The 20988-nt window shown below is 61.9% G+C and carries 18 protein-coding genes and 4 pseudogenes; 10 read left to right on the top strand and 12 right to left on the bottom strand.

From position 1 onward, the window contains the following. Positions 1–58: 58 nt before the first annotated feature. Positions 59–1084 carry an IS110 family RNA-guided transposase gene (locus tag So717_RS20155; RefSeq protein ID WP_159980679.1) on the bottom strand — a complete coding sequence of 342 codons (1026 nt, stop codon included), beginning with the start codon at positions 1082–1084 and terminating at the stop codon, positions 59–61. 182 nt (positions 1085–1266) lie between these two features. Between So717_RS20155 and So717_RS20150 the strand changes: the two are divergent. Then, positions 1267–2376: pseudogene (locus So717_RS20150) on the top strand (transposase); the annotation flags it as partial. 427 nt (positions 2377–2803) lie between these two features. Here the strand turns inward: So717_RS20150 and So717_RS22795 are convergent. Beyond that, positions 2804–3118: pseudogene (locus So717_RS22795) on the bottom strand (transposase); the annotation flags it as partial. Between the two features lie 3 nt (positions 3119–3121). On the opposite strand from So717_RS22795, the pseudogene So717_RS20140 reads away from it, so the two are divergent. Beyond that, positions 3122–4164 (top strand): annotated as a pseudogene (locus tag So717_RS20140) (Mu transposase domain-containing protein); the annotation flags it as partial. Beyond that, positions 4097–4707: pseudogene (locus So717_RS20135) on the top strand (ATP-binding protein); the annotation flags it as partial. The pseudogenes So717_RS20140 and So717_RS20135, both read left to right, overlap by 68 nt. A gap of 231 nt (positions 4708–4938) precedes the next feature. Here So717_RS20135 and So717_RS20130 read toward each other — a convergent pair. The 3 genes from So717_RS20130 to So717_RS20120 form a co-directional block, all read right to left on the bottom strand. Next, the gene (locus So717_RS20130) at positions 4939–5364 is read right to left on the bottom strand and encodes a hypothetical protein (RefSeq protein ID WP_159980678.1); all 426 of its coding nucleotides are present in this window, start codon (positions 5362–5364) and stop codon (positions 4939–4941) included. Positions 5365–5628: 264 nt separating this feature from the next. After that, complete coding sequence (locus So717_RS20125) at positions 5629–5904, bottom strand: amphi-Trp domain-containing protein (RefSeq protein ID WP_159980677.1); 276 nt, start codon at positions 5902–5904, stop codon at positions 5629–5631. Positions 5905–6122: 218 nt separating this feature from the next. Beyond that, a complete protein-coding gene (locus So717_RS20120) occupies positions 6123–7061 on the bottom strand; it encodes an aldo/keto reductase (RefSeq protein ID WP_159980676.1) in 939 nt (312 codons plus the stop codon). 72 nt (positions 7062–7133) lie between these two features. Between So717_RS20120 and So717_RS20115 the strand changes: the two genes are divergently transcribed. After that, positions 7134–7520 carry an ectoine synthase gene (locus So717_RS20115; protein ID WP_159980675.1) on the top strand — a complete coding sequence of 129 codons (387 nt, stop codon included), beginning with the start codon at positions 7134–7136 and terminating at the stop codon, positions 7518–7520. Here the strand turns inward: So717_RS20115 and So717_RS20110 are convergent. The 5 genes from So717_RS20110 to So717_RS20090 all read right to left on the bottom strand — a co-directional run bounded on the left by So717_RS20110 (position 7505) and on the right by So717_RS20090 (position 11283). Beyond that, the gene (locus So717_RS20110; RefSeq protein WP_159980674.1) at positions 7505–7762 is read right to left on the bottom strand and encodes a hypothetical protein; all 258 of its coding nucleotides are present in this window, start codon (positions 7760–7762) and stop codon (positions 7505–7507) included. The genes So717_RS20115 and So717_RS20110 overlap by 16 nt on opposite strands. Before the next feature lie 22 nt (positions 7763–7784). Further along, positions 7785–8393 (bottom strand): glycerol-3-phosphate 1-O-acyltransferase PlsY, encoded by a 609-nt coding sequence (gene plsY, locus So717_RS20105; protein ID WP_159980673.1) that lies wholly within the window; start codon positions 8391–8393, stop codon positions 7785–7787. Continuing rightward, positions 8393–9676 (bottom strand): dihydroorotase, encoded by a 1284-nt coding sequence (pyrC, locus tag So717_RS20100; RefSeq protein WP_159980672.1) that lies wholly within the window; start codon positions 9674–9676, stop codon positions 8393–8395. Before pyrC ends, plsY begins: the two co-directional genes overlap by 1 nt. 117 nt (positions 9677–9793) lie before the next feature. Beyond that, positions 9794–10339, bottom strand: a complete 546-nt coding sequence (locus So717_RS20095) for a hypothetical protein (protein ID WP_159980671.1) — start codon at positions 10337–10339, stop codon at positions 9794–9796. Further along, positions 10336–11283, bottom strand: a complete 948-nt coding sequence (locus tag So717_RS20090; RefSeq protein ID WP_159980669.1) for an aspartate carbamoyltransferase catalytic subunit — start codon at positions 11281–11283, stop codon at positions 10336–10338. Before So717_RS20090 ends, So717_RS20095 begins: the two co-directional genes overlap by 4 nt. 107 nt (positions 11284–11390) lie before the next feature. Between So717_RS20090 and So717_RS20085 the strand changes: the two genes are divergently transcribed. The 5 genes from So717_RS20085 to So717_RS20065 all read left to right on the top strand — a co-directional run bounded on the left by So717_RS20085 (position 11391) and on the right by So717_RS20065 (position 18256). Beyond that, entirely contained in the window at positions 11391–12158 is a 768-nt protein-coding gene (locus So717_RS20085; RefSeq protein WP_159980667.1) for a uracil-DNA glycosylase, read from the top strand. Beyond that, positions 12151–12762: a LysE family translocator gene (locus So717_RS20080; RefSeq protein WP_159980665.1), complete on the top strand. Its 612-nt coding sequence runs from the start codon at positions 12151–12153 to the stop codon at positions 12760–12762. Before So717_RS20085 ends, So717_RS20080 begins: the two co-directional genes overlap by 8 nt. A gap of 1 nt (position 12763) precedes the next feature. Next, positions 12764–13306, top strand: a complete 543-nt coding sequence (moaB, locus tag So717_RS20075) for a molybdenum cofactor biosynthesis protein B (protein ID WP_159980663.1) — start codon at positions 12764–12766, stop codon at positions 13304–13306. Positions 13307–13400: 94 nt separating this feature from the next. Continuing rightward, a complete protein-coding gene (locus So717_RS20070) occupies positions 13401–14858 on the top strand; it encodes an efflux RND transporter periplasmic adaptor subunit (RefSeq protein WP_159980661.1) in 1458 nt (485 codons plus the stop codon). A 2-nt stretch (positions 14859–14860) separates the two neighbouring features. Next, entirely contained in the window at positions 14861–18256 is a 3396-nt protein-coding gene (locus So717_RS20065; protein ID WP_159980659.1) for an efflux RND transporter permease subunit, read from the top strand. Between the two features lie 156 nt (positions 18257–18412). Here the strand turns inward: So717_RS20065 and So717_RS20060 are convergent, their stop codons facing one another. Continuing rightward, on the bottom strand, positions 18413–19180 hold the full coding sequence (locus So717_RS20060; RefSeq protein WP_238841121.1) for a protein-disulfide reductase DsbD domain-containing protein: 768 nt from the start codon (positions 19178–19180) through the stop codon (positions 18413–18415). A 156-nt stretch (positions 19181–19336) separates the two neighbouring features. Between So717_RS20060 and So717_RS20055 the strand changes: the two genes are divergently transcribed. Next, positions 19337–19921, top strand: coding sequence for a YqgE/AlgH family protein (locus tag So717_RS20055; protein ID WP_159980655.1), 585 nt, complete (start codon positions 19337–19339; stop codon positions 19919–19921). Between the two features lie 66 nt (positions 19922–19987). Here So717_RS20055 and So717_RS20050 read toward each other — a convergent pair whose 3' ends face one another. After that, on the bottom strand, positions 19988–20935 hold the full coding sequence (locus So717_RS20050) for an L-threonylcarbamoyladenylate synthase (RefSeq protein WP_159980741.1): 948 nt from the start codon (positions 20933–20935) through the stop codon (positions 19988–19990). Positions 20936–20988: the final 53 nt, after the last annotated feature.

The following is a 20988-nucleotide window of genomic DNA, read 5'->3' as shown; positions in this document are numbered from 1 at the left end:
CATTTGCCCTTACTGCTCTCTGACCTCCTCACATCCGACTAACCGAAGGTATTTGACGTTATGCCATCACCTCCGGATCTCGGTAGTCTTCGCCCTTCGTCAACATGGCCCAGATTCCCCTCGCCATTTTGTTCGCAAGCGCGATTGCAACGACCATACGTGGCTTGCTCGCAAGCATCCGCGCCAACCAGGTACCTTCTTGTGGGCCGTTTCGAAGAGCGGCGCGGATTGAAGACATAGCGCCAATAATCAGCAACCTCCGGATATCTCGCTGCCCCATTTTGGATGTCCTGCCGAGGATCTGTTTGCCGCCGGTGGACTGCTGGCGCGGGACAAGACCAAGCCATGCGGCAAAATCGCGTCCGCGCCGGAACTCTTCCATCGGCGGTGCGAATGCCTCAATCGCAGTGGCTCCGATCGGACCAACTCCCGGCATGGTCTGAAGGAGTGTTGCCCTTTCTGTCACAGATGATCTGGCGCGAACGGTTTTCTCCAGAACAGCGATCTTCGCGCTGCAATCATCGATCTGATCAAGATAAATGAGTGCCACCTCTGAAACCGCTTGCGGCAGGTCTGTGGATTGCGAGCATATTGAGTCTCGAAGCTTCTTCAGCTGTCGTATGCCTTTCCCAGCAATGATCCCGTATTCGGCCAAGTGGCCACGAAGGGCATTGGTGATTTGCGTCCGCTGACGGATCAGCAGGTCTCGCGCACGAAAGACCATCGCACTGGCTTGTTGTTCTTCAGTTTTGACTTCGACAAATCGCATGGTCGGGCGCGATGCTGCCTCGACAATGGCTTCTGCATCTGCCGCATCATTCTTTTGACGTTTGACAAAGGGCTTCACATAGATCGGAGCGATCAGCCGGACTCTGTGACCAAGTTTGGCAACCTCTCGTCCCCAATAATGTGCCGTTGCGCAGGCCTCCATCGCAACCACACAGACTGGAAGCTGCTCTAAAAATGGCAGGAATTGTGCTCGGCTGAGCTTCTTGCGGAAAACAACGGTTCCATTCGATGTTGCTCCGTGGACCTGGAATACACGCTTGGCAAGGTCGACGCCGACTATGCTAACTTCTGACATGGATGCTCTCTCCTTTGCTGGGTGAAGTTGACGCCACCAATCTGACACATTGCGATGCCGCCGGGATGGGGGCATCCACCCCATCAATTCGTCCTAGGCGGAGAGATTGGCAATGTTGGGACCAGGCGGCTTATTGATGGGGTTACGATCGACCATTCCGGGCCGCCCACCTACCCCATCTTTGTCGCCTCGATCTAACCGACCGCTTTCCCGACCACTCCACCTTTGCCAAGAACCGGCATGGGCGTTTCCGCGAGAGCGAGCTGCTGCGGCACTTGTTCGAGACGACCGTCGCCCATGGCATTGAGGAAGGGCTCTTCAGCGGCCAGCGCATGGCCATTGATGCCAGTCTGATTGAGGCTGATGCGAACAAACAGAACTCGACGCCGAAGGAGGGGTAGGACGCATCAAGCATTGATTCAAAGGATGCGCCTCGCGCGGTTCGCGAGTATCTCGACACACTGGATGAAGCTGTGTTCGGCTCGGCAAGTGAGCTACAGCCCAAGTTCACCCCTCATTCTGACCCGGCAAGCCAATGGACGGCGGCCCGCAAGGGCCCTGCATTCTTTAGCTATTCCGACAATTGTCTGATCGACACAGACCACGGCGTGATCGTCGATGTCGAAGCGACCCGCTCTATCCGACAGGCTGAGGTTGGATCGACCAAGACGATGCTGAAGCGGGTGAAGCAGAAGTTTGATTTGCACCCAGAGCGCTTGATTGCGGACACGGTGTATGGAACCGAGCCGCTTCTGGGGTGGCTGGTAGACCGCAAGATCGCGCCGCACATTCCTGTCTTCGACAAGTCCGGTCGCAACGACGGAACCAGGACACGTGCGGGCTTTGAATGGAATGCTAAGAACGACCAGTACATCTGTCCCGAAGGACACGCTCTCAAACCGTTTCGACGCAATTACTCAGACCCCAACCGGGGACCGTAAGGCAAGGGCACGGCGCGATACCGAGTCTTGAAGGAAGTCTGCCAGGTCTGCCCTTCCAAAGCTAAGTGCTGCCCAAACGCTGATGCTCGTAAGATCAGCCGCGAAGAAACCGAAGACGCCCGCCAGGTTGCGCGCGACATCGCCAAGACCCTCCAATGCGACGTCTCGATGAAGCTGCGGAAGAAGGTCGAGATGCTGTTTGCCCATCTCAAGCGCATTCTTGGGCTGGGACGGCTCCGACTACGCGGTCCATGCGGTGCAAACGACGAATTCCTCCTCGCCGCCACCGCCCAGAACCTCCGCAAACTGACCAAGATCTTTCCTGCACCGCAGCAACCACGCAACGCCTGATCAGAACGGCACTCGTACTCAGATTGGCGCGTCACTTTCTGCGCCCGCAACACGTTGTTTTTCCACAGAATGGGCGGGAAGCCGATGGGGTGGATGGCTCCTGCTCCAACCGGCATCGCAATGCGCCATAGTGCAGGTGTCAAGGTCTGCTTCTCTAATTGGGTGTTCAGGTCAAGCTCGTTTTCCTTTCTTTATTGGGATCTTTGTCGCTCATCCGGGGTCACGCTTCTCTTCGCAGTCTGGTTTGGCGTTGTTGATTGCGCTGCTGCATGCATGTGTCGGATTGGTTATGGAGAGCCCCGCTTTCTGACGCGCTTCAAGTTGCGCAGCAGACTTTTTCGGCTTCATCCACACACCTCGCTCGGAGGGACGATCCCGTCAGGTGAATTGGTGGGCTACGGCTTCATGTCTGTTCTCCCACCTGTTCCTAACGGAAATCGGTGCCGTCGACCCACATCCGATGCAGGATAACAGCAAGTTTGCGGGCGACGGCAACCACGGCGCGGCGTCTGCCTTTTGTTCGCATGAGGCGCAGTACCCACGACTTGATCTGCGATCACCCGATGTTCCGCATGAGCAGTGCATTGGCCGCCGCATAGAGAGCCGCTCGTACATTTCCATCTCCTGCTTTGGAGATACGGCCTGGGTTGTCGTGCTCGCCGGACTGATACCGCCTCGGTGTGAGTCCAAAGTGCGCGGCCACCGTTCTAGACTTTTTGAACCTGGTCGGATCATCGATTGCCGAATGGTGTTCGACGCGCACGACAGGCGTTCGCCTTCTTCGAGGGCGCCTGCGCGCGGGGCATCTACGACAACGTGAAGACCGCGGTGGACGCGATCTTCGTCGGCAAGGACCGGGCCCACAATCGCCGCCTCCAGCAAATGTGTGGGCACTATCTCGTCGACCTTGTCGCCTGTACGCCCGCGTCGGGCTGGGAGAAGGGCCAGGTTGAGCACCAGGTGGGGGTGATCCGGCGTCGGTTCTTCGTGCCGTGGCCGAAGTTCAAATCCTATGCCGAACTGAACGCCTGGCTCGAAGATCGCTGCCTGGCCTACGCCCGGACGAACATGCACCCGGAGATGCGGGATAGGACGATCTGGGAGGTGTTGGAAGAAGAGCGCCCGAGCCTTGTTCCTTACGTCGGTTCCTTCGACGGCTTCCACGCCGTGTCGGCGTCGGTATCCAAGACTTGCCTCGTGCGGTTCGACAAGAACAGATGCTCGGTCGATGCCCTTGCTGTGGGGCGGCTGGTCGAGATCAGAACTTACGCAGATCGGCTCGAATGCTGGCAGGACGGTCGGATCGCCGGCAGTCATGAACGTGTCTTCGGGCGCAACAACACCGTCTACGATCCCCTGCATTACATATCTGTTCTGGCCCGCAAACCCGGGGCCTTGCGCAACGGGGCACCGTTCAAGCAGTGGGACTTGCCGATTGCCGTCCGTCGCGTTCAGCGCAAACTGGAGCGCCAGCCCGGCGGTGACCGGCAGATGGTCCAGATCCTCGCCGCTGTGCTCAGCGATGACCTGGACGCCGTTGAAGCAGCCTGTGCCGAGGCCCTGTCGCACAACGTCCACTCGGCGGGTGTCGTGCTGAACATTCTGGCGCGCCGTCGAGAACCGCCACCGCCCCTGACAATCGCGACGCCGGATGCCTTGCGGCTCTCATGCGAGCCGGCCGCCAATTGTGATCGATACGACAGCCTGAGGAGAACAAGGAATGAAACGCTCAGAGGTGCTGGACGCAATGGGCCAGTTGAAGCTCTACGGCATGAGGACGGCCTATGATGAGATCATCGGCACGGCGCTGAAGCGCCAGCACGAACCGCAGCAAATCATCGGCGATCTGCTGACCGTCGAGATCAGCGAGAAACAGGCGCGGTCGATCAAATACCAGATGACCATCGCCAAGCTGCCGCTGGCCAAGGAACTGGAAGAGTTCGACTTCGAGGCAACCGAGATTAACGAGACCCTGGTCCGCGACCTGGCCACCGGCGACTTCCTCGATTACCAGCGCAACCTCGTGCTGATCGGCGGCACCGGAACCGGCAAAACGCACCTTGCCGCCAGCATTGCCCGCGCCCGCATCAGGACCGGGCGCCGCGGTCGATTCTTCAATGTCGCCGACTTGGTGAACAAGCTTGATGCCGAGGCCCGTGCCGAACGGCAGGGTCGCACTGCCGAGCTGATCTCGCGCCTCGACTTCCTGATCCTCGACGAACTTGGCTATCTCCCCTTCGCCCAGACCGGCGGCCAGCTCCTATTCCATCTCATCGGCAAGCTCTACGAGCGATCTCGATCATCGTCACCACCAACCTCGCCTTCGGAGAATAGCCCACGTCTTCGCTGAAACGGCTTCTCTTCATCGTCTGTCTCCTCAGTGAGAGAACCGGCTAACCTCAATTCAAGGACATTTCAGGGGAGCAGGTCACAATCGCAGCATCGACCCTGATAATAAGTGTCCAGAATGGGCCGATTTTGTTGAAAAACTCTATGACTTTGGCGCGCCTTTTAGAGCGATCACTTTGATTTCGTCCAGATGTCTCGAGCGTAGGCACCGCTTCAACTTGCGGCGGGCCCCATCGGCTTGAGCTTTGCCAGTTTCCGGAGGTTTTGGGCAGTGGCGGCGAGGGTAAACTCGTTTTGAGCGCCACATGGGCCCCGTAGTCGGAGCCGGCCCAGGCCGAGGATGCGTTTGGTGAAGGTAATCCCGCTCAACACACGTCTATCATCAACGCGAGGCTTGCCATGAGACTTTGGGAAGAAGGGGGCAATCCGCTCGGCAAATGCCAACTCTAGCACCGCTCTACGCAGGGCCAAATTCCATTTTCCCAGAGTTTCCAAGGGTCTGCGTGAAACAGACAGGCGTATTCGAACAAGTGCTCGAAGGTGCCTTTGTTTTGGGCTCTGATTTTCGAGCTTTTCGGTGGCGATCAGCTTGTCCCGCTCCAGTTTCTTCAGACCCGGAGTACCGCTCTGCGGGATCATCGGTAAACGGTAATTCCGTCCGGAGAAGGGGGGGCGGCCGTCGGGTGATTTGGGCAAAAAGGCTGGCGGAGGGCTGCAAGATGCGGTCCGGTTTCTCGCACGTGGACTATGACACGCAGAAACGGACCATAAGAAGCGGCACTTGGTATGGCGATCTGGTACCGGCCCGCGCTCACGCCAGGGAAGCTGTTCTGGCTTCCTGACCGCTGACTCTACCAAAACTGCGGTGCAGTCGGTGCCGATACAGATGGCAGCACCGCCGGGCTACCCCAAGCTGACCGGTCCTGCTGCGCTGTCGCCATCATACCATTTCAATTCGACCTCAAGGCTGTGTTGGACCCCTTTGCGCCGCTTGTCCTCATCCTCGACTTTCAGCTCAAGGGTCATCTCATCCGGCAGGCTCAGCACAATCTCGTCTTGCCCCTGGCGCAGCGTGACCTTGGCGGTGTCAAGACGGTCGGCAAGACTGCGCAGGAAAGTTGCGACCTCACTGCGGGATTTGGGTTCTTTGCTGCTGAAAAGCGTGACTTCACGCCCCATGCGGGTCTCCTTTGCAAGCCTTGAGGAAAGCGAGACTTATCCGCCGACGCGCAGACTTTGACTCGCCTGAGAGGCGTCGCCGTTGGCCACCCTCTCATCTTTAATTTGGTAAGAAAATGCCCCCGTTCAAGATACCCGGGAGGCGTTTTTAGATCACCATCTGGGTGTAATTCCGGCCCATCCTGTCGGCGGAAATTTACAGCGTGTGGGGGGGGCGATCAGACCTGTTCTTCGATGCGATCTGTTGCGGGTGGTGGGGTCGGGCTCAAGGCTGCCAGCCGCGCATAAAGCTCCGGGTTCATCTCGTAAGACAGCGCATCCAACGATGGCGCAAGTTGTTCGGCGGAGCGGGCCGAGATGATCGGGGTCGGGCCCATGGGATGTGCCGCCGCCCAGGCGACGGCCAGGGTCGCCGGGTCGACGCCCACGTCAGCGGCAACCTCACTCAGTCCCACAGCCGCCTGATGCATCCAGTCAAGACCGTAACGCGCCGCATAGCGGTCATCTTCGGTCAGGCGGCCCCCGCCGCCGCTGGCGTATTTACCGGTCAGCAGCCCTCCGCCCAGAGGCGAGTAGGGCGCGCAGGCCACGCCTTGATCGGCGCACATGGGCAGGATTTCCACCTCGGCCTGGCGTTTTACAAGGTTGTACATGGGCTGCAAGATATTGATGGCGATATCGAATTTCGCGGCGATGTTGATGGCCTTGACCACCTGCCACGCGGCGAAGTTCGATACGCCCACATAGCGAATAAGGCCCTGGCTTTTCAGTTCGGCCATCGCCTCCATGCTTTCATGCAGGTCGGTATTCGGATCGAACCGATGCATATAGAGGATATCGACCATGTCCATATTGAGCCGCTGGCGCGAGATGGCAAAGCTGTCGTGAATGTTCTTCTTTGACCCGCCGCCCGTATAGGCGGCCTTGGTCGCAATGATCAGACGATCGCGTTGGTCGCCCAGCATTCCGCCAAGCAACTCTTCTGAGGCCCCGTCATTGTAAACATGCGCGGTGTCGAAATGGGTGATGCCCGCAGCGATGCAGGCGTCGAACATGGCGCGAGAGGCGCCTGCGTCGGCGCGGCCTCCAAACTGCATGGTGCCAAAGGCGAGACGGCTGGCGGGGGTCCCGTCGGGACTTGTTAAGAGTTTGCTCATACGGTCAGAAGTGGCACGGTCCGCGCAGCCGTGCAACAGTCAATCCCGGTATCGGATCAAAAGGAGCAGAGCATGATCGTGACACGGAAATCAGACCTCGAAGGCACCGCGCGCGATGCCTCTGGACCCGGCTGGAGCAGCCTGCGCCTTTTGGTGAAAAGCGACGGGATGGGGTTTTCGATGACGGACACCAAGGTGATGCCGGGCGAGGTGTTGAGCTTGCAGTACAAGAACCACGTCGAGGCCTGCTATTGCATCGGTGGCACCGGGCGGGTGACAGAACTGGACACAGGTCTGGTCCATGAGATCGGGCCGGGCGTGCTCTATGCGCCAAACGAGCATGAACGTCACCAGGTCGAGGCGCTCGGCCCGGAGCCACTGCACTTTATTTGTGTGTTCTCCCCGGCTCTGCAGGGCGATGAAGTGCACGGGCCGGACGGCAGTTATGCCGCGTCCTGATCTGTGATGCGCAGGACCAGCAGAAAGTGGACGACCTTGACGCGGCTCATCTCGCACGGAATGAGGCGCGGCCCGCTGCTCAGGTGATAGACGTTCAGGCTGATGTAGTCGGATCCACCCAGCTCTTTGGCGACGAGTTTCACGGATCGCCCACCGCTGAACAGGGTCTTGGTGACCATGTAGCGGCGGTTTTCGGCGATTCCATTGGTGCTGCCCGCCGGAAGGGCTGCAAGGCGCGCCAAGGCCTGTGCAAGCGGTAGGTGGTCAGGATTTCCCGCCAATTTTCGGCTCGGTTCCCGCGCGCAGGCGGGCAATGTTGGCGCGGTGCCGCCAGAAGATCAGCAGCGTCAGGATAATGCCGAGAATCAGCCCCTGTGCGCGCCCGGTGGAGATCATCAGCGGTGTGCTGGCAGCGGCGGCGAAAAGCGCGCCCATCGATGAGATGCGAGAGGTCAGCGCCCCCGCCAGCCAGGCCAGGCAGCAGCCCACACCGACTGGCCAGCTGAGCGACAGCACAATCCCCAGAAACGTGGCGACTCCCTTGCCCCCCCGGAACCGCAGCCAGACAGGGTAGCAGTGCCCGAGCATGGCCATTAGCCCTGCGATCTGTGCGGTATCCTCTCCGCCGAAGCCCCGAGCCAGCAGGACGGCAACCGCCCCCTTGCCGCCATCCAGCAGCAGCGTCAGGGCCGCCGCCGCTTTGCTTCCCGTGCGCAGCACATTGGTTGCGCCGATGTTGCCGGAGCCGATCTCGCGCAAGTTCCCAAGACTCATGATGTGTGCCAGAACCATACCAAAGGGTATGGATCCCAGCAGATAGCCAAAGACAGCCCAAAGGGCCAGGATCATGGGCGCGTGGTCAACTATCGGCATCAGGCCCTCTCGTACACGCAGGTGCCGCCCACGAAGGTCGAAATCACCTTGCCCTGCATCCGCGCCCCGTCAAAAGGCGTGTTGCGCGATTTGGAGCGCAGGGTCGCGCGATCCATCAGGAAGGGTGCGTCGGGGTCGAACAACACCAGATCGGCTGGCGCACCGACCTGCAGCGTGCCGCAGTCCAGCCCAAGTCGTCGGGCGGGGTTCAGCGACATCGCGCGCCACAGCGTAGGCAGCGGGATCAGATCGGCATGGTAAAGCCGCATGGCCGCAGGCAGCAATGTTTCCAGCGCAACAGCGCCAGAGGCGGCCTCCTCAAAGGGCAAGCGCTTGCTCTCTTCATCCTGCGGCGTGTGCATGGACGATATCACATCGATCAACCCGGTCTTCACGGCCTCCGCCACAGCGAGCCTATCCTGTTCATCCCGCAAAGGAGGCTTCAGCTTAAAGAAGGTGCGATAGTCCGCCACGTCGAGCGCATTCAACGTCAAATGATGGATAGATGTGCCCGCTGTGATGTCGAGCCCGTTTGCCTTGGCGCGCGCCAGCGCAGGCAGGGCACGGGCGCAGGTGATCTGATCGGCGTGATAGCGCGCGCCCGTCATCTCCACCAGGGCGATGTCACGATCCAGACCCATGCGCTCTGCCATGGGGGACACAGCTGGCAGGCCGCGCAGGCTGGCGAATTTTCCCGAGGTTGCCGCCGCGCCCTTGCTCAAGCCGGGGTCTTGCGGGTGGGCCACGACCAGCGCGCCGAGGCTGCGCGCATAGGTCAGCGCACGGGAGAACACCTTGGTGTCCGTGACTACCCGGTCGCAGTCGGTGAAGGCCACGGCACCTGCGTCCATCAGAAAGCCGATCTCGGTCATCTCCCGGCCCGCGCGGCCTTTGGTTAGGGCCGCCATGGGCAGCACGTTCACCGGGGCCGCTTCGCCTGCGCGGCGGGCGACAAACTCCAGCGCTTCGGGGCTGTCGAGCGCGGGGGCGGTGTCAGGCCGGGTGATCATGGTGGTTACGCCGCCTGCGGCTGCGGCCAGCCCGGCGGAACGATAGCTTTCCTTATGCCGGTCCCCCGGTTCACAGACCTTCACGCCCAGATCGACAAGCCCCGGAGCAAGATATTTCAGGCCACAGTCGATCACCCGCCCCGAGGTCAGCCGCGGCGCGTCCTTGGGCAGGCGCCGGGTGATGCGTCCGTCTTCGACCACCAGCCCGCCGATCACGATCTCATCGGTCTCCGGATCGACGAGACGCGCGTTGAGAAAGGTCAGTTTGGTCATCCGCCCACCCAGATCATCAGCCCGACAACGCCAAAGGCCACGAGTAGCGCGATCATCGCGATGCGGCCTGACATTTTGGGATCTTTTGGTGCGTTCATGCTGACTGTGTCTCCGCCGTTATGAAAAGAACCACCACAGGCCCAACCCCAGAAGACCTGCTGCCGCCAGTACCATCACCGAACTGCCCGCAGATCGCCGCGCCGGGGCAGGCGGCGTCACGCCTGACGCGCCGGAATAGGGTCTGGCGCTGTCGGTGTCGATGGCGCCCGTGGTCCCGGAAGGTCTGAGCTCGGCATAAGTTCCGATGATGGTGAGAGTGGGGCCGGGTTCCAACTCAGCCGCCGCGCCGCCAAAGCTGTCGGAGAACAGCAACATGACGTAACCGTCGAGCGCGTCGAGCTTCGCGCGGTCGGGCGCCAGGGCGTCATCTTCGACCGCATAGCCTTCACTGAGGTAGCCAGCCAGCCCGACACCGGCCAAATCGGACATCGGGAAGATTTCTGCGCTTGTGGTGCTCAGATGTGGTGCGTTCAGCAATTCTCGGGCCAGATCGGCTTTGGGCTGCTTTTTGAGGGCCGTCGCGATCTCCTCGGGCGGCTGATTGATTGCGAAAACGCGGATCTTGCCGCGCTCGCCTTGGGGGATGCGGATGGGGGCGCTCATGCCGGTTCCGCCCGCGTCAGCTTGAGGTTCTGCGCCAGCAGGTCCATCGCGGCCATGCGCACGGCGACCCCCATCTCCACTTGGTCCTGAATGACGCTGCGGTTGATGTCATCGGCCAGTGTGCCGTCAATCTCCACTCCGCGGTTCATGGGGCCGGGGTGCATGACAATGGCATCCGGCTTGGCGTGGGATAACTTCTCGGCATCAAGGCCAAACCGGTGGTAGTACTCTCGTTCGCTGGGGATAAACCCGCCGTCCATGCGCTCCTTCTGCAAGCGCAGCATCATCACCACATCCACGTCCCGAAGGCCCTCGGCCATATTATCGAAGACCTCGACACCAAACTCTGCGATGCCGGAGGGCAGCAGCGTGGGCGGGCCGATGAGGCGGATGCGGTTCTCCATCTTGCCCAGCAGCATGATGTTTGACCGCGCCACCCGGCTGTGCGCGATATCGCCGCAGATCGCAATCGACAGCCGGTGCAGCCGCCCCTTGGCGCGCCGGATTGTCAACGCATCAAGCAGGGCCTGCGTCGGATGCTCGTGCCGCCCGTCACCCGCGTTCAGCACCGCGCAATTCACCTTCTGCGCCAGCAGATCCACGGCACCGGAGTGCGGGTGGCGCACAATCAGCAAATCGGGGTGCATGGCGTTCAGCGTCAACGCCGTGTCGATCAGCGTCTCCCCTTTTTTTAGTGAGCTGGCCTGCATGGCCATGTTCATCACATCCGCGCCCAGGCGCTTGCCCGCAATCTCGAAACTCGCCTGCGTGCGGGTGGAATTCTCGAAAAACATGTTGATCTGGGTCAGGCCGGTGAGCGCGTCTGCGTGTTTGTCCGGCTGGCGGTTCAAGGCTGCGTAGCGGTCCGCCAGATCCAGCAGAGTCGTGATCTCCTCCGGGCGCAGGGTCTCGATCCCGAGCAGATGACGATGCGGAAAACTCATGAGCGGCGGCCTTGCGTGATTTCTCACCTTATAGGGAGCGTGCCGCGCACGGGCAAGCGGCGCTTATCGTGGTTCAGTTCGCCTGGCACAGGCGCTAGTCTCGGGGCATGGAATCATCCGAGTTTCACAATGCACTGGCGCTTTTGGACTGGCAGATCGAGCTGGGCGCGACCGAGGCGATCTGTGACGCGCCGGTCGATCGCTATGCTTTACCGGGCACGCTGAAGCCGTCCAAATCTGCAGCCGCGCCCGCCACCGCCACTCCGGCGACGATGGCTGATCCGGTGGCGCAGGCCCGCCAGATGGCCGAGGCGGCGCCGGATCTTGCGGCGTTACAAGGCGCGCTTGCCGGGTTCGAGCACTGCGATTTGAAGCGCGGCGCGCGCAATCTGGTGTTCTCGGACGGGATCGCAGGCGCCCGAGTCATGATCGTGGGCGAAGCACCGGGCCGCGATGAGGACCGGGAGGGGCGCCCCTTTGTGGGCCGGGCGGGGCAGTTGCTCGACCGGATGCTTGCCGCCATCGACATGGGCCGCACGGATGAGGCAGCGCCCGTCTACATTACCAATGTTCTGCCCTGGCGCCCGCCGCAAAACCGCGACCCCAAGCCCGAAGAGATTGCCATGATGCGCCCGTTTCTGGAGCGGCATATCACGCTGGCCAATCCCGATGTCCTTGTGATCATGGGCAATATCAGCGCGCAGGCGTTGTTGGGCAAGCGTGGCATCACCCGGCTGCGCGGCACCTGGACGGAGTGTCTGGGCCTGCCCGCCCTGCCGATGTTTCACCCCGCCTATCTGCTGCGCCAACCGGCGGCAAAGCGGGAGGCCTGGGCTGATCTTCTGAGCTTGAAAGCGTGGTTGAACGATGGTTGATCCGATTGTCCTTTTGGCCTTCATCCCAGCCGCGCTTGCCCTCAACCTGACACCGGGGGCGGATATGATGTTTTGCCTTGGGCTCGGGATCCGGCAGGGGCCGGGGGCCGCCTGGCGCGCCAGCGCGGGCATCTCTACCGGCGGCATGATCCATGTTTTACTGGCGGGCCTGGGGCTCAGCGCGATTGTGGCTTCGGCGCCGCTGGCCTTCGATGTCATCCGCTGGATCGGTGTGGCCTATCTGTTGTGGCTCGCGTGGCAGGCGTTGCGCAACACCGGGGAGACCGCCGCCCCCGCAGGGCAGATCCGGGCCGACGCCTTCCGCGCGGGGCTGCTGGTCAATTTGACCAACCCCAAGGTGATCCTCTTTGTGCTGGCCTTTGTGCCGCAGTTCGTAGACCCGCAGGCAGGCCCTGTGCTGCTGCAATTCCTCATCTTTGGTGCGGTGATCGGTGTCGGCGGGTTTGTGATCAACGGATGCGTCGGCACCTTTGCAGGCGCTCTGGGGCGTCGGCTGGCACGGGGCAGCAGGGTGCTGGATTGGCTCACCGCCGGGATTTTTACAGCGCTGGCCGGGCGCCTCGCCCTTTTGGAAAGAACATGACATGAGCCGTATCGACGACAGCCTCGATTTCATTCCGGTGAGGATCGCCGTGCTGACTGTCTCTGACACACGCTCGCTGGCAGAAGATCGCTCCGGCGAGGTTCTGGTGGAACGCCTGACGCAAGCCGGGCATGAGTTGGCGGATCGCCGCATTCTGCCCGACGAACGGGCTGAGATCGCAGCACTTCTGCGCGCCTGGTGTGAGGACAGCGGCATCGACGTGGTGATCTCCACTGGTGGCACAGGGCTGACCGGGCGTGATGTCACCGTTGAGGCGCATCGGGACATCTATGAAAAGGAGATAGACGCCTTCGGCACGGTCTTCACCATGGTCTCGATGAACAAGATCGGGACGAGTGCTGTGCAAAGCCGGGCTACAGGCGGTGTGGCCAAGGGCACCTATCTCTTTGCGCTGCCCGGCAGCCCGGGAGCTTGCAAGGATGCGTGGGACGAAATTCTCGCCAAACAGCTGGATTATCGGCACCGCCCCTGCAACTTTGTGGAGATTTTTCCGCGCCTTGATGAGCATCACCGACGGAAATAGCCCGCAACTGCGTCACAATGCTGTGGATCGGTGTATTTCGGCGCTATCTTGGGGTATAAGCGGTTCAGGGGTAAGGTATTAGGAACACGGCCAAATGCGGTTTTTGCGCCAGAGTCTGATTGGAGTATTCCTCGCAGCGATCAGCCTGGGGCTGTTCGTCTATGCTGTGTTTGTGGTTCAAGGCGCGATCTACCAGCGCCTGACGGAGGAGCCGGAGGTGTCGCCCGCGCGCGAACGCGTTTTTGCGGTCAATCTGCAGCGCGCGGAAAGTCGTACGATTATCCCCGTACTGGAAAGCTTTGGAGAGATCACATCCCGCCGTACTTTGGAGCTGCGCGCAGCCGTGGCGGGGCGTGTGATTGAGTTGCACGAGAACTTCGAGGACGCAGGGCGAGTTCAGTCTGGCGACATCCTGGTGCGGATCGATCCGGCAGAGATGCAGGCGGCGGTCGATCGGCTGTCTGCCGACCTTGCCGATGCGCGGGCAGAGGCGCGCGATGCCGGGCGGGCCTTGGATCTGGGGCGCGCGGAACAGGAGGCCGCAGAAGATCAGGTGGCCTTGCGGCAACAGGCCTATACACGCCAGGTCGACTTGGCCAATCGGGGCGTCGGCACGGCGGCCGCTATTGAAACCGCAGAGCTGAACGCGGCAGCGGCACGTTCCACCCTGTTGGCGCGACGTCAGGATGTGGCGCGCGCCGAAGCCCGCATTGATCAGGCGTCCACGCGCATCTCGCGCGCGCTCATCGCCCTGGCAGAGGCAGAGCGCAATCTTGCGGACACGGCCATCAAGGCGCCGTTTTCCGGCACATTGAGCGATACAACCGTGGTCGCAGGTCGCCTCGTGGCCACTGGCGAGCGGCTGGCGGATCTGATTGACCCGACTGATCTGGAGGTGTCGTTTCAGGTCTCGACCGCGCAATATGTGCGACTGCTGGCGCCGCATGGCGGGCTGATTGATGCGCGCGTGTCCGCGGCCCTTGATGTCACGGGGGTTGATGTGCAGGCCACCGGGGTGCTGTCGCGGGTCAGTGCAGGGGCCGGTGATGGGCAGACAGGGCGGCGCATCTTTGCGCGGCTGACCCATGCGCCGGGGTTCCGGCCGGGAGATTTCGTGACCGTCCAAATCGAGGAGACACCGCTGGAAAATGTGATCAGCCTGCCTGCATCCGCGCTTGGCGCAGACGGCAATGTGCTGGTCCTGGGGGCAGAGGAACGACTGGAGGTGTTACCAGTCACATTGCTGCGCAGGCAGGGCGATACGGTGCTGGTGCGGGGGGCCGATCTTGAGGGGCGCGATGTGGTAACAACCCGCACGCCGCTTTTGGGGCCGGGCGCGTCGGTGCGCCCGCTGCGCCAGAACGCGGGGCTTGCGGAGCCCGCTCCCCAACTGCTGGAGCTGAGCGCTGAGCGGCGCGCGCGTCTTGTGGCCTTTGTGCAAGGCAGCAGCGGCATGCCGCAAGCGGCCAAGGCGCGCGTGTTGGCTCAGTTGGCGGAGCCTGAGGTGCCTGCACAGATGGTTGCGCGCATCGAAAGCCGCATGGGCGGGTAGCGGTGGCGCGCGCTATCCCTCCAAAGGCGGGCGGTGTGCTGTCCTACTTCACGCGGCATCGCACATTGGCCAATCTGGTCTTTATCGCCATGATCATGGCCGGGCTTTTTGCCATGCCGAACATGCGCGCGCAGTTCTTTCCAGACGCTACCTTTGATCGGATCACTGTCACCACCGCCTGGAAGCGGGCCAGTTCAGACGATGTGGACAGCGCGATTGTCCAACTGATGGAGCCGGAGTTGATGCGGGTTGAGGGCGTGACCCGAAGCACCAGCCAGGCTCGCCCAGGGCGGAGCGTCATAACGCTGGAGTTCGAGCCGAACTGGGACATGAGCCGCGCCGCGGATGAGGTGCAAGACGCCGTGGATGCCATCACCGATCTGCCTGAGGGCGCTGAGGATCCACGGGTTCGCCGCTCGGTACGTCGGGATCAGGTAACCAACGTGGTGATCGCCGGGCCAGTATCCCCCGAACAATTGGTCCTTTATGGGGATGAGCTGGTTCAACGACTCTTTGCCAAGGGTGTGACCCGCACGACGCTGCTTGGGTTCGCCGCCCCGCAGATCACGGTCGAGGTCCCCTCGGCGCAGCTGATCGCGCATGATGTGACGATGGCCGAGATTTCGGCGGCGATTGCAGCGGAGGTCGACAATGCCCCGGCCGGCAGTGTGACCGGTGCGAATGCAAGGGTCAGTACTGGTACCAAGAAACGCGGCCCGGACGAGATCGCCCAGATTGTACTGCGCTCCAATCCTGACGGATCCAAGTTGCGCATCGGCGATGTGGCTTCGGTGGTTCAGGACAGGCGGGACCGCAACAGAAGCTATTTCGTTGCTGGCAACCCGGCGATTACCGTCCGTGTTGACCGGGCAGACGGCGGCGATTCCATAGAAGTGCAGCGGATCGTCGAGGAAACCGCCGCTGAAATGCGCGCGACCCTACAGCCAGGTATGTCGATAGACCTGATCTGGACGCGCGCCGAAGCGATCACATCGCGGCTCAATACGTTGATCAACAACGGTTTGGCCGGACTGGGGCTGGTCCTGTGTCTGCTCTTTTTGTTCCTGAACGCCCGCACCGCGTTTTGGGTGGCGGCGGGCATTCCGGCCGCGATGATGGCGGCCATTGGTCTGATGTATGCCGCCGGGCTGACGCTCAACATGATCTCCTTGTTTGGGCTGATCATCACCCTGGGCATTGTCGTCGATGATGCAATTGTGGTGGCGGAACATGCGGACCATCGGGTGCGGCATCTGGGCGAGCCTCCCTTCGTGGCGGCGGAACGTGCGGCTGGCCGTATGGCCATGCCGGTCTTTGCGGCCACGATCACCACCGTCATTGCCTTCATGGGGCTGTTGGTGGTGGGCGGTTGGTTTGGCACTGTGGTGAAGGATATCCCCTATACGGTGATTGCAGTCTTGCTCGCCTCATTGGTGGAATGCTTTCTGGTTCTGCCCAACCACATGGCGCACGCTTTGGCCGCGCAGGCGAAGGACAGGTGGTACGACTGGCCCAGTCGTCAGGTCAATCGCGGGTTTGTCTGGGTGCGCGAGACCCTGTTCAAACCCATGATGGCCGGGGTGATTGCGGCAAGATATGTGGTGATCTCCGGCCTGATCCTGGTGCTGGCCATTCAGGTGTCACATTTCATAACAGGCGAGGCGCAGTGGCGGTTTTGGAATGCGCCGGAACGCAGTTCCATTACCGGCAATTTTGCGATGGTCGAAGGCGCCTCCCGCGAGGACACGCGAGCGATGGTGCTGGAGCTCCAACGCGCAACAGATGAGCTGGCGGCGGAATATGAGGCCGAGCATGGCGTGAACCCCGTCACCTATTCCTTCACGCGAATAGGGGGAAACATAGGTCGGGGGCTCGCCGGGGTCGACGGCAAAAGCGCGGATCTGTTGGGCTCGATCTCGATCTCACTGATAGATGCGGATGCGCGCCCTTATTCCAGCTCTGCCTTTGCCCGTGACCTGCGGGAAAAGGTGACGGAACATCCGCTGACGGAGGTCTTGTCCTTTCGCGGGCGCCGCACCGGGCAGGGGGGCGATTCTCTGAGTGTGGAGTTTTCGGGGCGCGGTTCAGAAGCCCTCAAAGCTGCCAGTCTTGAGTTGCAGGAGGCGCTGCTGCGTTATCCCGAGGTGCTCGCCGTGCAGGATGATCTGGCCTACGACAAGGAAGAGCTTGTGCTTGATCTCACGGCCAGAGGACAGGCCCTGGGGTTCACCATCGACGGCCTGGGCCGGGTTCTGCGCGATCGCCTCGGGGGGATCGAGGCCGCGACTTTCCCTGACGGACCGCGCAGCGCGACAATCATGGTGCAGCTTCCCGAAGGCGAGCTGACGGCGGATTTCCTGGACCGGACGCATCTGCGCGCAGCCGACGGTGTTTACGTACCGCTCTCCGACATTGTCACGGTCACAAGCCGCATCGGGTTTCGCACGATCAACAGGGTGAACGGAATCCGGGTCATTTCGGTTACTGGCGACATCACCGAAGACGACCCTCAGCGCGCCGTCGAAATCGAAACCGCGCTTACGGACGATATTCTGCCGCAGATTGCCGCCAAGTATCAGGTGAACTGGGAACTGTCGGGGCTGTCGGAGGAGGAAGACCGCTTCCTGCAGGAGACGCTGAACGGGTTAATACTCTGCCTGTTGGGGATTTATCTGGTGCTGGCCTGGGTCTTTGGCAGTTGGACGCGACCGTTGCTTGTGATGTCGGTGGCGCCTTTTGGTCTTGTCGGCGTGATCTACGGCCACATGGCGTGGGAGATCCCGCTGAATATCTTCACCGTTGTGGGACTCCTGGGCATGATCGGAATCATCATCAACGACTCTATCGTTCTGATCACCACCATTGACGACTACGCGCGGGACCGTGGCTTGATCCCGTCGATCATCGAAGGCGCATCAGATCGGCTGCGCCCCGTGATGTTGACGACGCTGACAACGGTGTTTGGCATGCTGCCCATGTTGCAGGAGCAAAGCCGACAGGCGGAGTTCCTCAAACCAACGATCATCACGCTGGTTTATGGTCTGGGGTTTGGCATGGTGATCGTGCTGCTCCTCGTCCCGGCCCTGATGGCGATCCAGCATGACTTTGCCCGACAGGTCAGAGCCATGCGGCGCGGCGTTGTTGCGCCCGTTCGTGCGGTGCGGCTGGGGTTCGGTCTGCTCTGGGTGGCAATCATCGGCTGGTGTGCCGCGACTTTGGGCTGGGCGATGGTGCAGTCTGAGATCCTGCCCGCCCTGAGTGCTACACTGCCGTGGATCGCCACATGGCCTGTTATGGCGGCGGCCCTCTTTACGTTTGTAGCGGGCTCAGCAGGTCTTGTGGTGATGGCGTATTGCATCGCGGCCACCGCTCTGCTGGTGGAACGGCGCAGAGCCTAGCTCTGACGCATCAAGCGAAGACCTGCATCACCAACGCCGCCTGGAATGAGGCATTTCAATGCGTTCAGCGATGCGCGATGTTTCAGCTATTTCGTCAGATGCTTCGGATGCCCAAACGAACGCCTGACCCTTCAATGCATTTCCCAAGCCAGGGCTCTAACCTGGCGTGCATCCCCGCACATCAACCGCGTGGTTGCTGCCCAGCACCGTCATGCGGATCTGCGATCTGTCGAGCGCGAGCGGCCCGCCGGTGGTGTGGATCATCTCTGAGACGGCGATCACCTCGCCGCCGCTGCGCCGCGTGTCCGCTTCGCTGACCCAGACATCCGCAAGCCCGGGTTCGATCACCACAACTTCGGTGCCGCCTGCGTGGGGCATGCTGATGCGCGCCTCGATCCGCAACCCATCCGCCGTCGGCTCGACAGTGCATTTCGCAGACCTGACCCCGGCTTCCTGAGCGGAGTAGGGGCCCTGCGCCAGCGCGGCGGCGATGGCCGGGGTGGGCCGCGTGTCCTGACCGTCGACAAGCTCATCGAATTCCAGTCGATGCGGGATGCAGATATCGGCGCAAATGCCGATATCCATGGTCAGTCGCACCCGCAGCGGCTCTCCTGCGGCCTCTGGCGTCAGCGCCACCGGGATCGTCAGACTGTCCGCATAGCCGATGGAGCGCATGCCGTTTTCTTCAAACACAATTGGTCGCGGCCAGGAGATCGCCACGCTTTGCAGATTGCGCGAGCGGGACCAGTCGAAACTTGGCGGAATGCCGGCATCGCCCGGTGCGCGCCAGTAGGTTTTCCAGCCGGGGTCGAGATCGAGTTGCACCGCCGCCATGCGCGTGCCGTCCTGCCGGATCCATCCGGGCAGAAGCTCCGCTGTGACAGGCATGTCAAAGGCATCCTGTGCCAGCGCGGGACCGGCCATCAGACCAGTGAGTGCAAGGGTAATAGCTGAGCGTATCATGACACCGATATGAGCCAGTGATACTGAAATGCCAAGTCACGATCCGGTTAGCGTTGTTTCGCCGCTGCTGCCGGTTCCACCCTTGCACCCTCTGGGCGTGCAGGCCATGGTTGACCCATGAACGACGACGTTCGAAACACCGACACGCTTGATCTGACCGGCATGCTTTTGGTGGCGATGCCGTCGATGGGGGATCCGCGCTTTGAGCGCGCGGTGATCCTGCTGTGTGCCTATTCCGAAAAGGGTGCGATGGGGCTGATCATCAACAAGCCCAGCGGGGATGTTGGCATGAACGACGTGCTTGACCAGTTGGAGATCGCCCCGTCTGAAACGGCTGCGAAGATGCCGGTGCATTTCGGTGGGCCGGTCGAGACGGGACGGGGCTTTGTCCTGCATTCGGATGACTATCAATCCAGCCTGCAGACCCTTGCAGTCCCGGGCGGGTTCGGGATGACCGCCACCTTGGACATTCTCGAAGAGATCGCACGCGATCAGGGGCCAGCTCAGGCGCTGATGATGCTGGGGTATGCCGGATGGGGCCCTGGCCAGCTGGAAGGTGAGATAGCGCGCAACGGCTGGTTGACGGCGGATGCGTCATTGGACCTCGTCTTTGGCGTGGATGCCGACAGCAAATGGTCTGAGACCCTGCTCAGGCAGGGCATTGACCCTCTCGGGCTGTCGTCCGCCGCCGGTCGCGCCTGATCCAAACCGCCTCTCCGCCGGACGGACCCTCTGAGCGGAGCGGCCGCGGCGGCGCCCCGAGACGCCTCAGTCTCGGGGCGCCGCCGCGCGGGCGAGCCGGTCGTTGATTGCGCGGCCCAGGCCATGATCAGGGATGGGAGCCACCGCGATGGGGCGGCCTTGCGCATCCAATTGGTGCAGCATGTCAAAGAGATTGGCCGCCGCCTCGTGCAGATCTCCGCGTTGAGACAGGTTCAAATCCGCGTCCATTGCTCCAAATCCGAGCAGAAGCTCACCTTCTGAAGCCTCCGTCACATGAGTGCGCAGGGGCGCGCGCGGCGCGTAATGCGATGCCAACTGTCCGGGCGCGGTCACGGCCACCGGCGTTGTCGACTGGGCCAGCGGCGCGCCCAAAGCAGCCTCGATGGCCTCAAGCGGCAACCCGCCCGCGCGGAGCAGCGTGGGGGCGTCCTCGACATCGATGATGGTGCTTTCCAGACCAACGGCGCAGGGCCCATCGTCCAGCACCGCTGTAACCTTGCCGCCCAATCCGGCGATCACATGGCCCGCAGTTGTGGGGCTGATGCGCCCCGACGGATTGGCTGATGGCGCCGCGACCGGACCACCGAAACGGCGAAGCAGCTGTTGTGCCGAGGTCTTCGCAGGCACACGCAAAGCGACTGTGGGCAGCCCGGCTGTCACCAGCCCGGACAGCCCGTGACCGGCAACCAGCGGCAAGACCAGGGTCAGCGGGCCGGGCCAGAACGCCTGCGCCAACCGGTCCGCCGTATCGGACCACTGGACATAGGCTTTGGCCGCATCGACCGAGGGCAGATGCACGATCAGCGGGTTGAAACTGGGGCGCCCCTTGGCGGCGTAAATCGCGGCCACCGCCTCGCCGTTGCGCGCATCGGCCCCCAGGCCGTAGACTGTCTCGGTCGGGAAGGCTACCAGCGCGCCATCGGCCAGCAGGCTGGCGGCCTGACTGATGCCATCGGCAGTGGGTAGCAAGGTGAGGGGACAGGCGGATGCCATGATGCTCCGTGACGCCGCGTTCCGGTTGCCGGGGACGGCGTTGCGGCTCATGT

Source organism: Roseobacter cerasinus (assembly GCF_009811755.1).
GTDB classification, from domain to species: Bacteria; Pseudomonadota; Alphaproteobacteria; order Rhodobacterales; family Rhodobacteraceae; genus Roseobacter; species Roseobacter cerasinus.
The sequence above is the reverse complement of the archived record's forward strand: the minus strand, read 5'-3'. Positions and strand labels throughout refer to the sequence as shown.

Excerpts from the sequence above, each read along its gene's own strand:
- So717_RS20155 (WP_159980679.1), bottom strand. The coding sequence starts at position 1,084 with ATGTCAGAAGTTAGCATAGTCGGCGTCGACCTTGCCAAGCGTGTATTC.
- plsY (WP_159980673.1), bottom strand. The coding sequence starts at position 8,393 with ATGCCGATAGTTGACCACGCGCCCATGATCCTGGCCCTTTGGGCTGTC.
- So717_RS20080 (WP_159980665.1), top strand. The coding sequence starts at position 12,151 with ATGGTTGATCCGATTGTCCTTTTGGCCTTCATCCCAGCCGCGCTTGCC.
- pyrC (WP_159980672.1), bottom strand. The coding sequence starts at position 9,676 with ATGACCAAACTGACCTTTCTCAACGCGCGTCTCGTCGATCCGGAGACC.
- moaB (WP_159980663.1), top strand. The coding sequence starts at position 12,764 with ATGAGCCGTATCGACGACAGCCTCGATTTCATTCCGGTGAGGATCGCC.
- So717_RS20130 (WP_159980678.1), bottom strand. The coding sequence starts at position 5,364 with ATGATCCCGCAGAGCGGTACTCCGGGTCTGAAGAAACTGGAGCGGGAC.
- So717_RS20120 (WP_159980676.1), bottom strand. The coding sequence starts at position 7,061 with ATGAGCAAACTCTTAACAAGTCCCGACGGGACCCCCGCCAGCCGTCTC.
- So717_RS20070 (WP_159980661.1), top strand. The coding sequence starts at position 13,401 with ATGCGGTTTTTGCGCCAGAGTCTGATTGGAGTATTCCTCGCAGCGATC.
- So717_RS20095 (WP_159980671.1), bottom strand. The coding sequence starts at position 10,339 with ATGAGCGCCCCCATCCGCATCCCCCAAGGCGAGCGCGGCAAGATCCGC.
- So717_RS20125 (WP_159980677.1), bottom strand. The coding sequence starts at position 5,904 with ATGGGGCGTGAAGTCACGCTTTTCAGCAGCAAAGAACCCAAATCCCGC.
- So717_RS20050 (WP_159980741.1), bottom strand. The coding sequence starts at position 20,935 with ATGGCATCCGCCTGTCCCCTCACCTTGCTACCCACTGCCGATGGCATC.
- So717_RS20115 (WP_159980675.1), top strand. The coding sequence starts at position 7,134 with ATGATCGTGACACGGAAATCAGACCTCGAAGGCACCGCGCGCGATGCC.
- So717_RS20085 (WP_159980667.1), top strand. The coding sequence starts at position 11,391 with ATGGAATCATCCGAGTTTCACAATGCACTGGCGCTTTTGGACTGGCAG.
- So717_RS20055 (WP_159980655.1), top strand. The coding sequence starts at position 19,337 with ATGAACGACGACGTTCGAAACACCGACACGCTTGATCTGACCGGCATG.
- So717_RS20090 (WP_159980669.1), bottom strand. The coding sequence starts at position 11,283 with ATGAGTTTTCCGCATCGTCATCTGCTCGGGATCGAGACCCTGCGCCCG.
- So717_RS20060 (WP_238841121.1), bottom strand. The coding sequence starts at position 19,180 with ATGGCCGGTCCCGCGCTGGCACAGGATGCCTTTGACATGCCTGTCACA.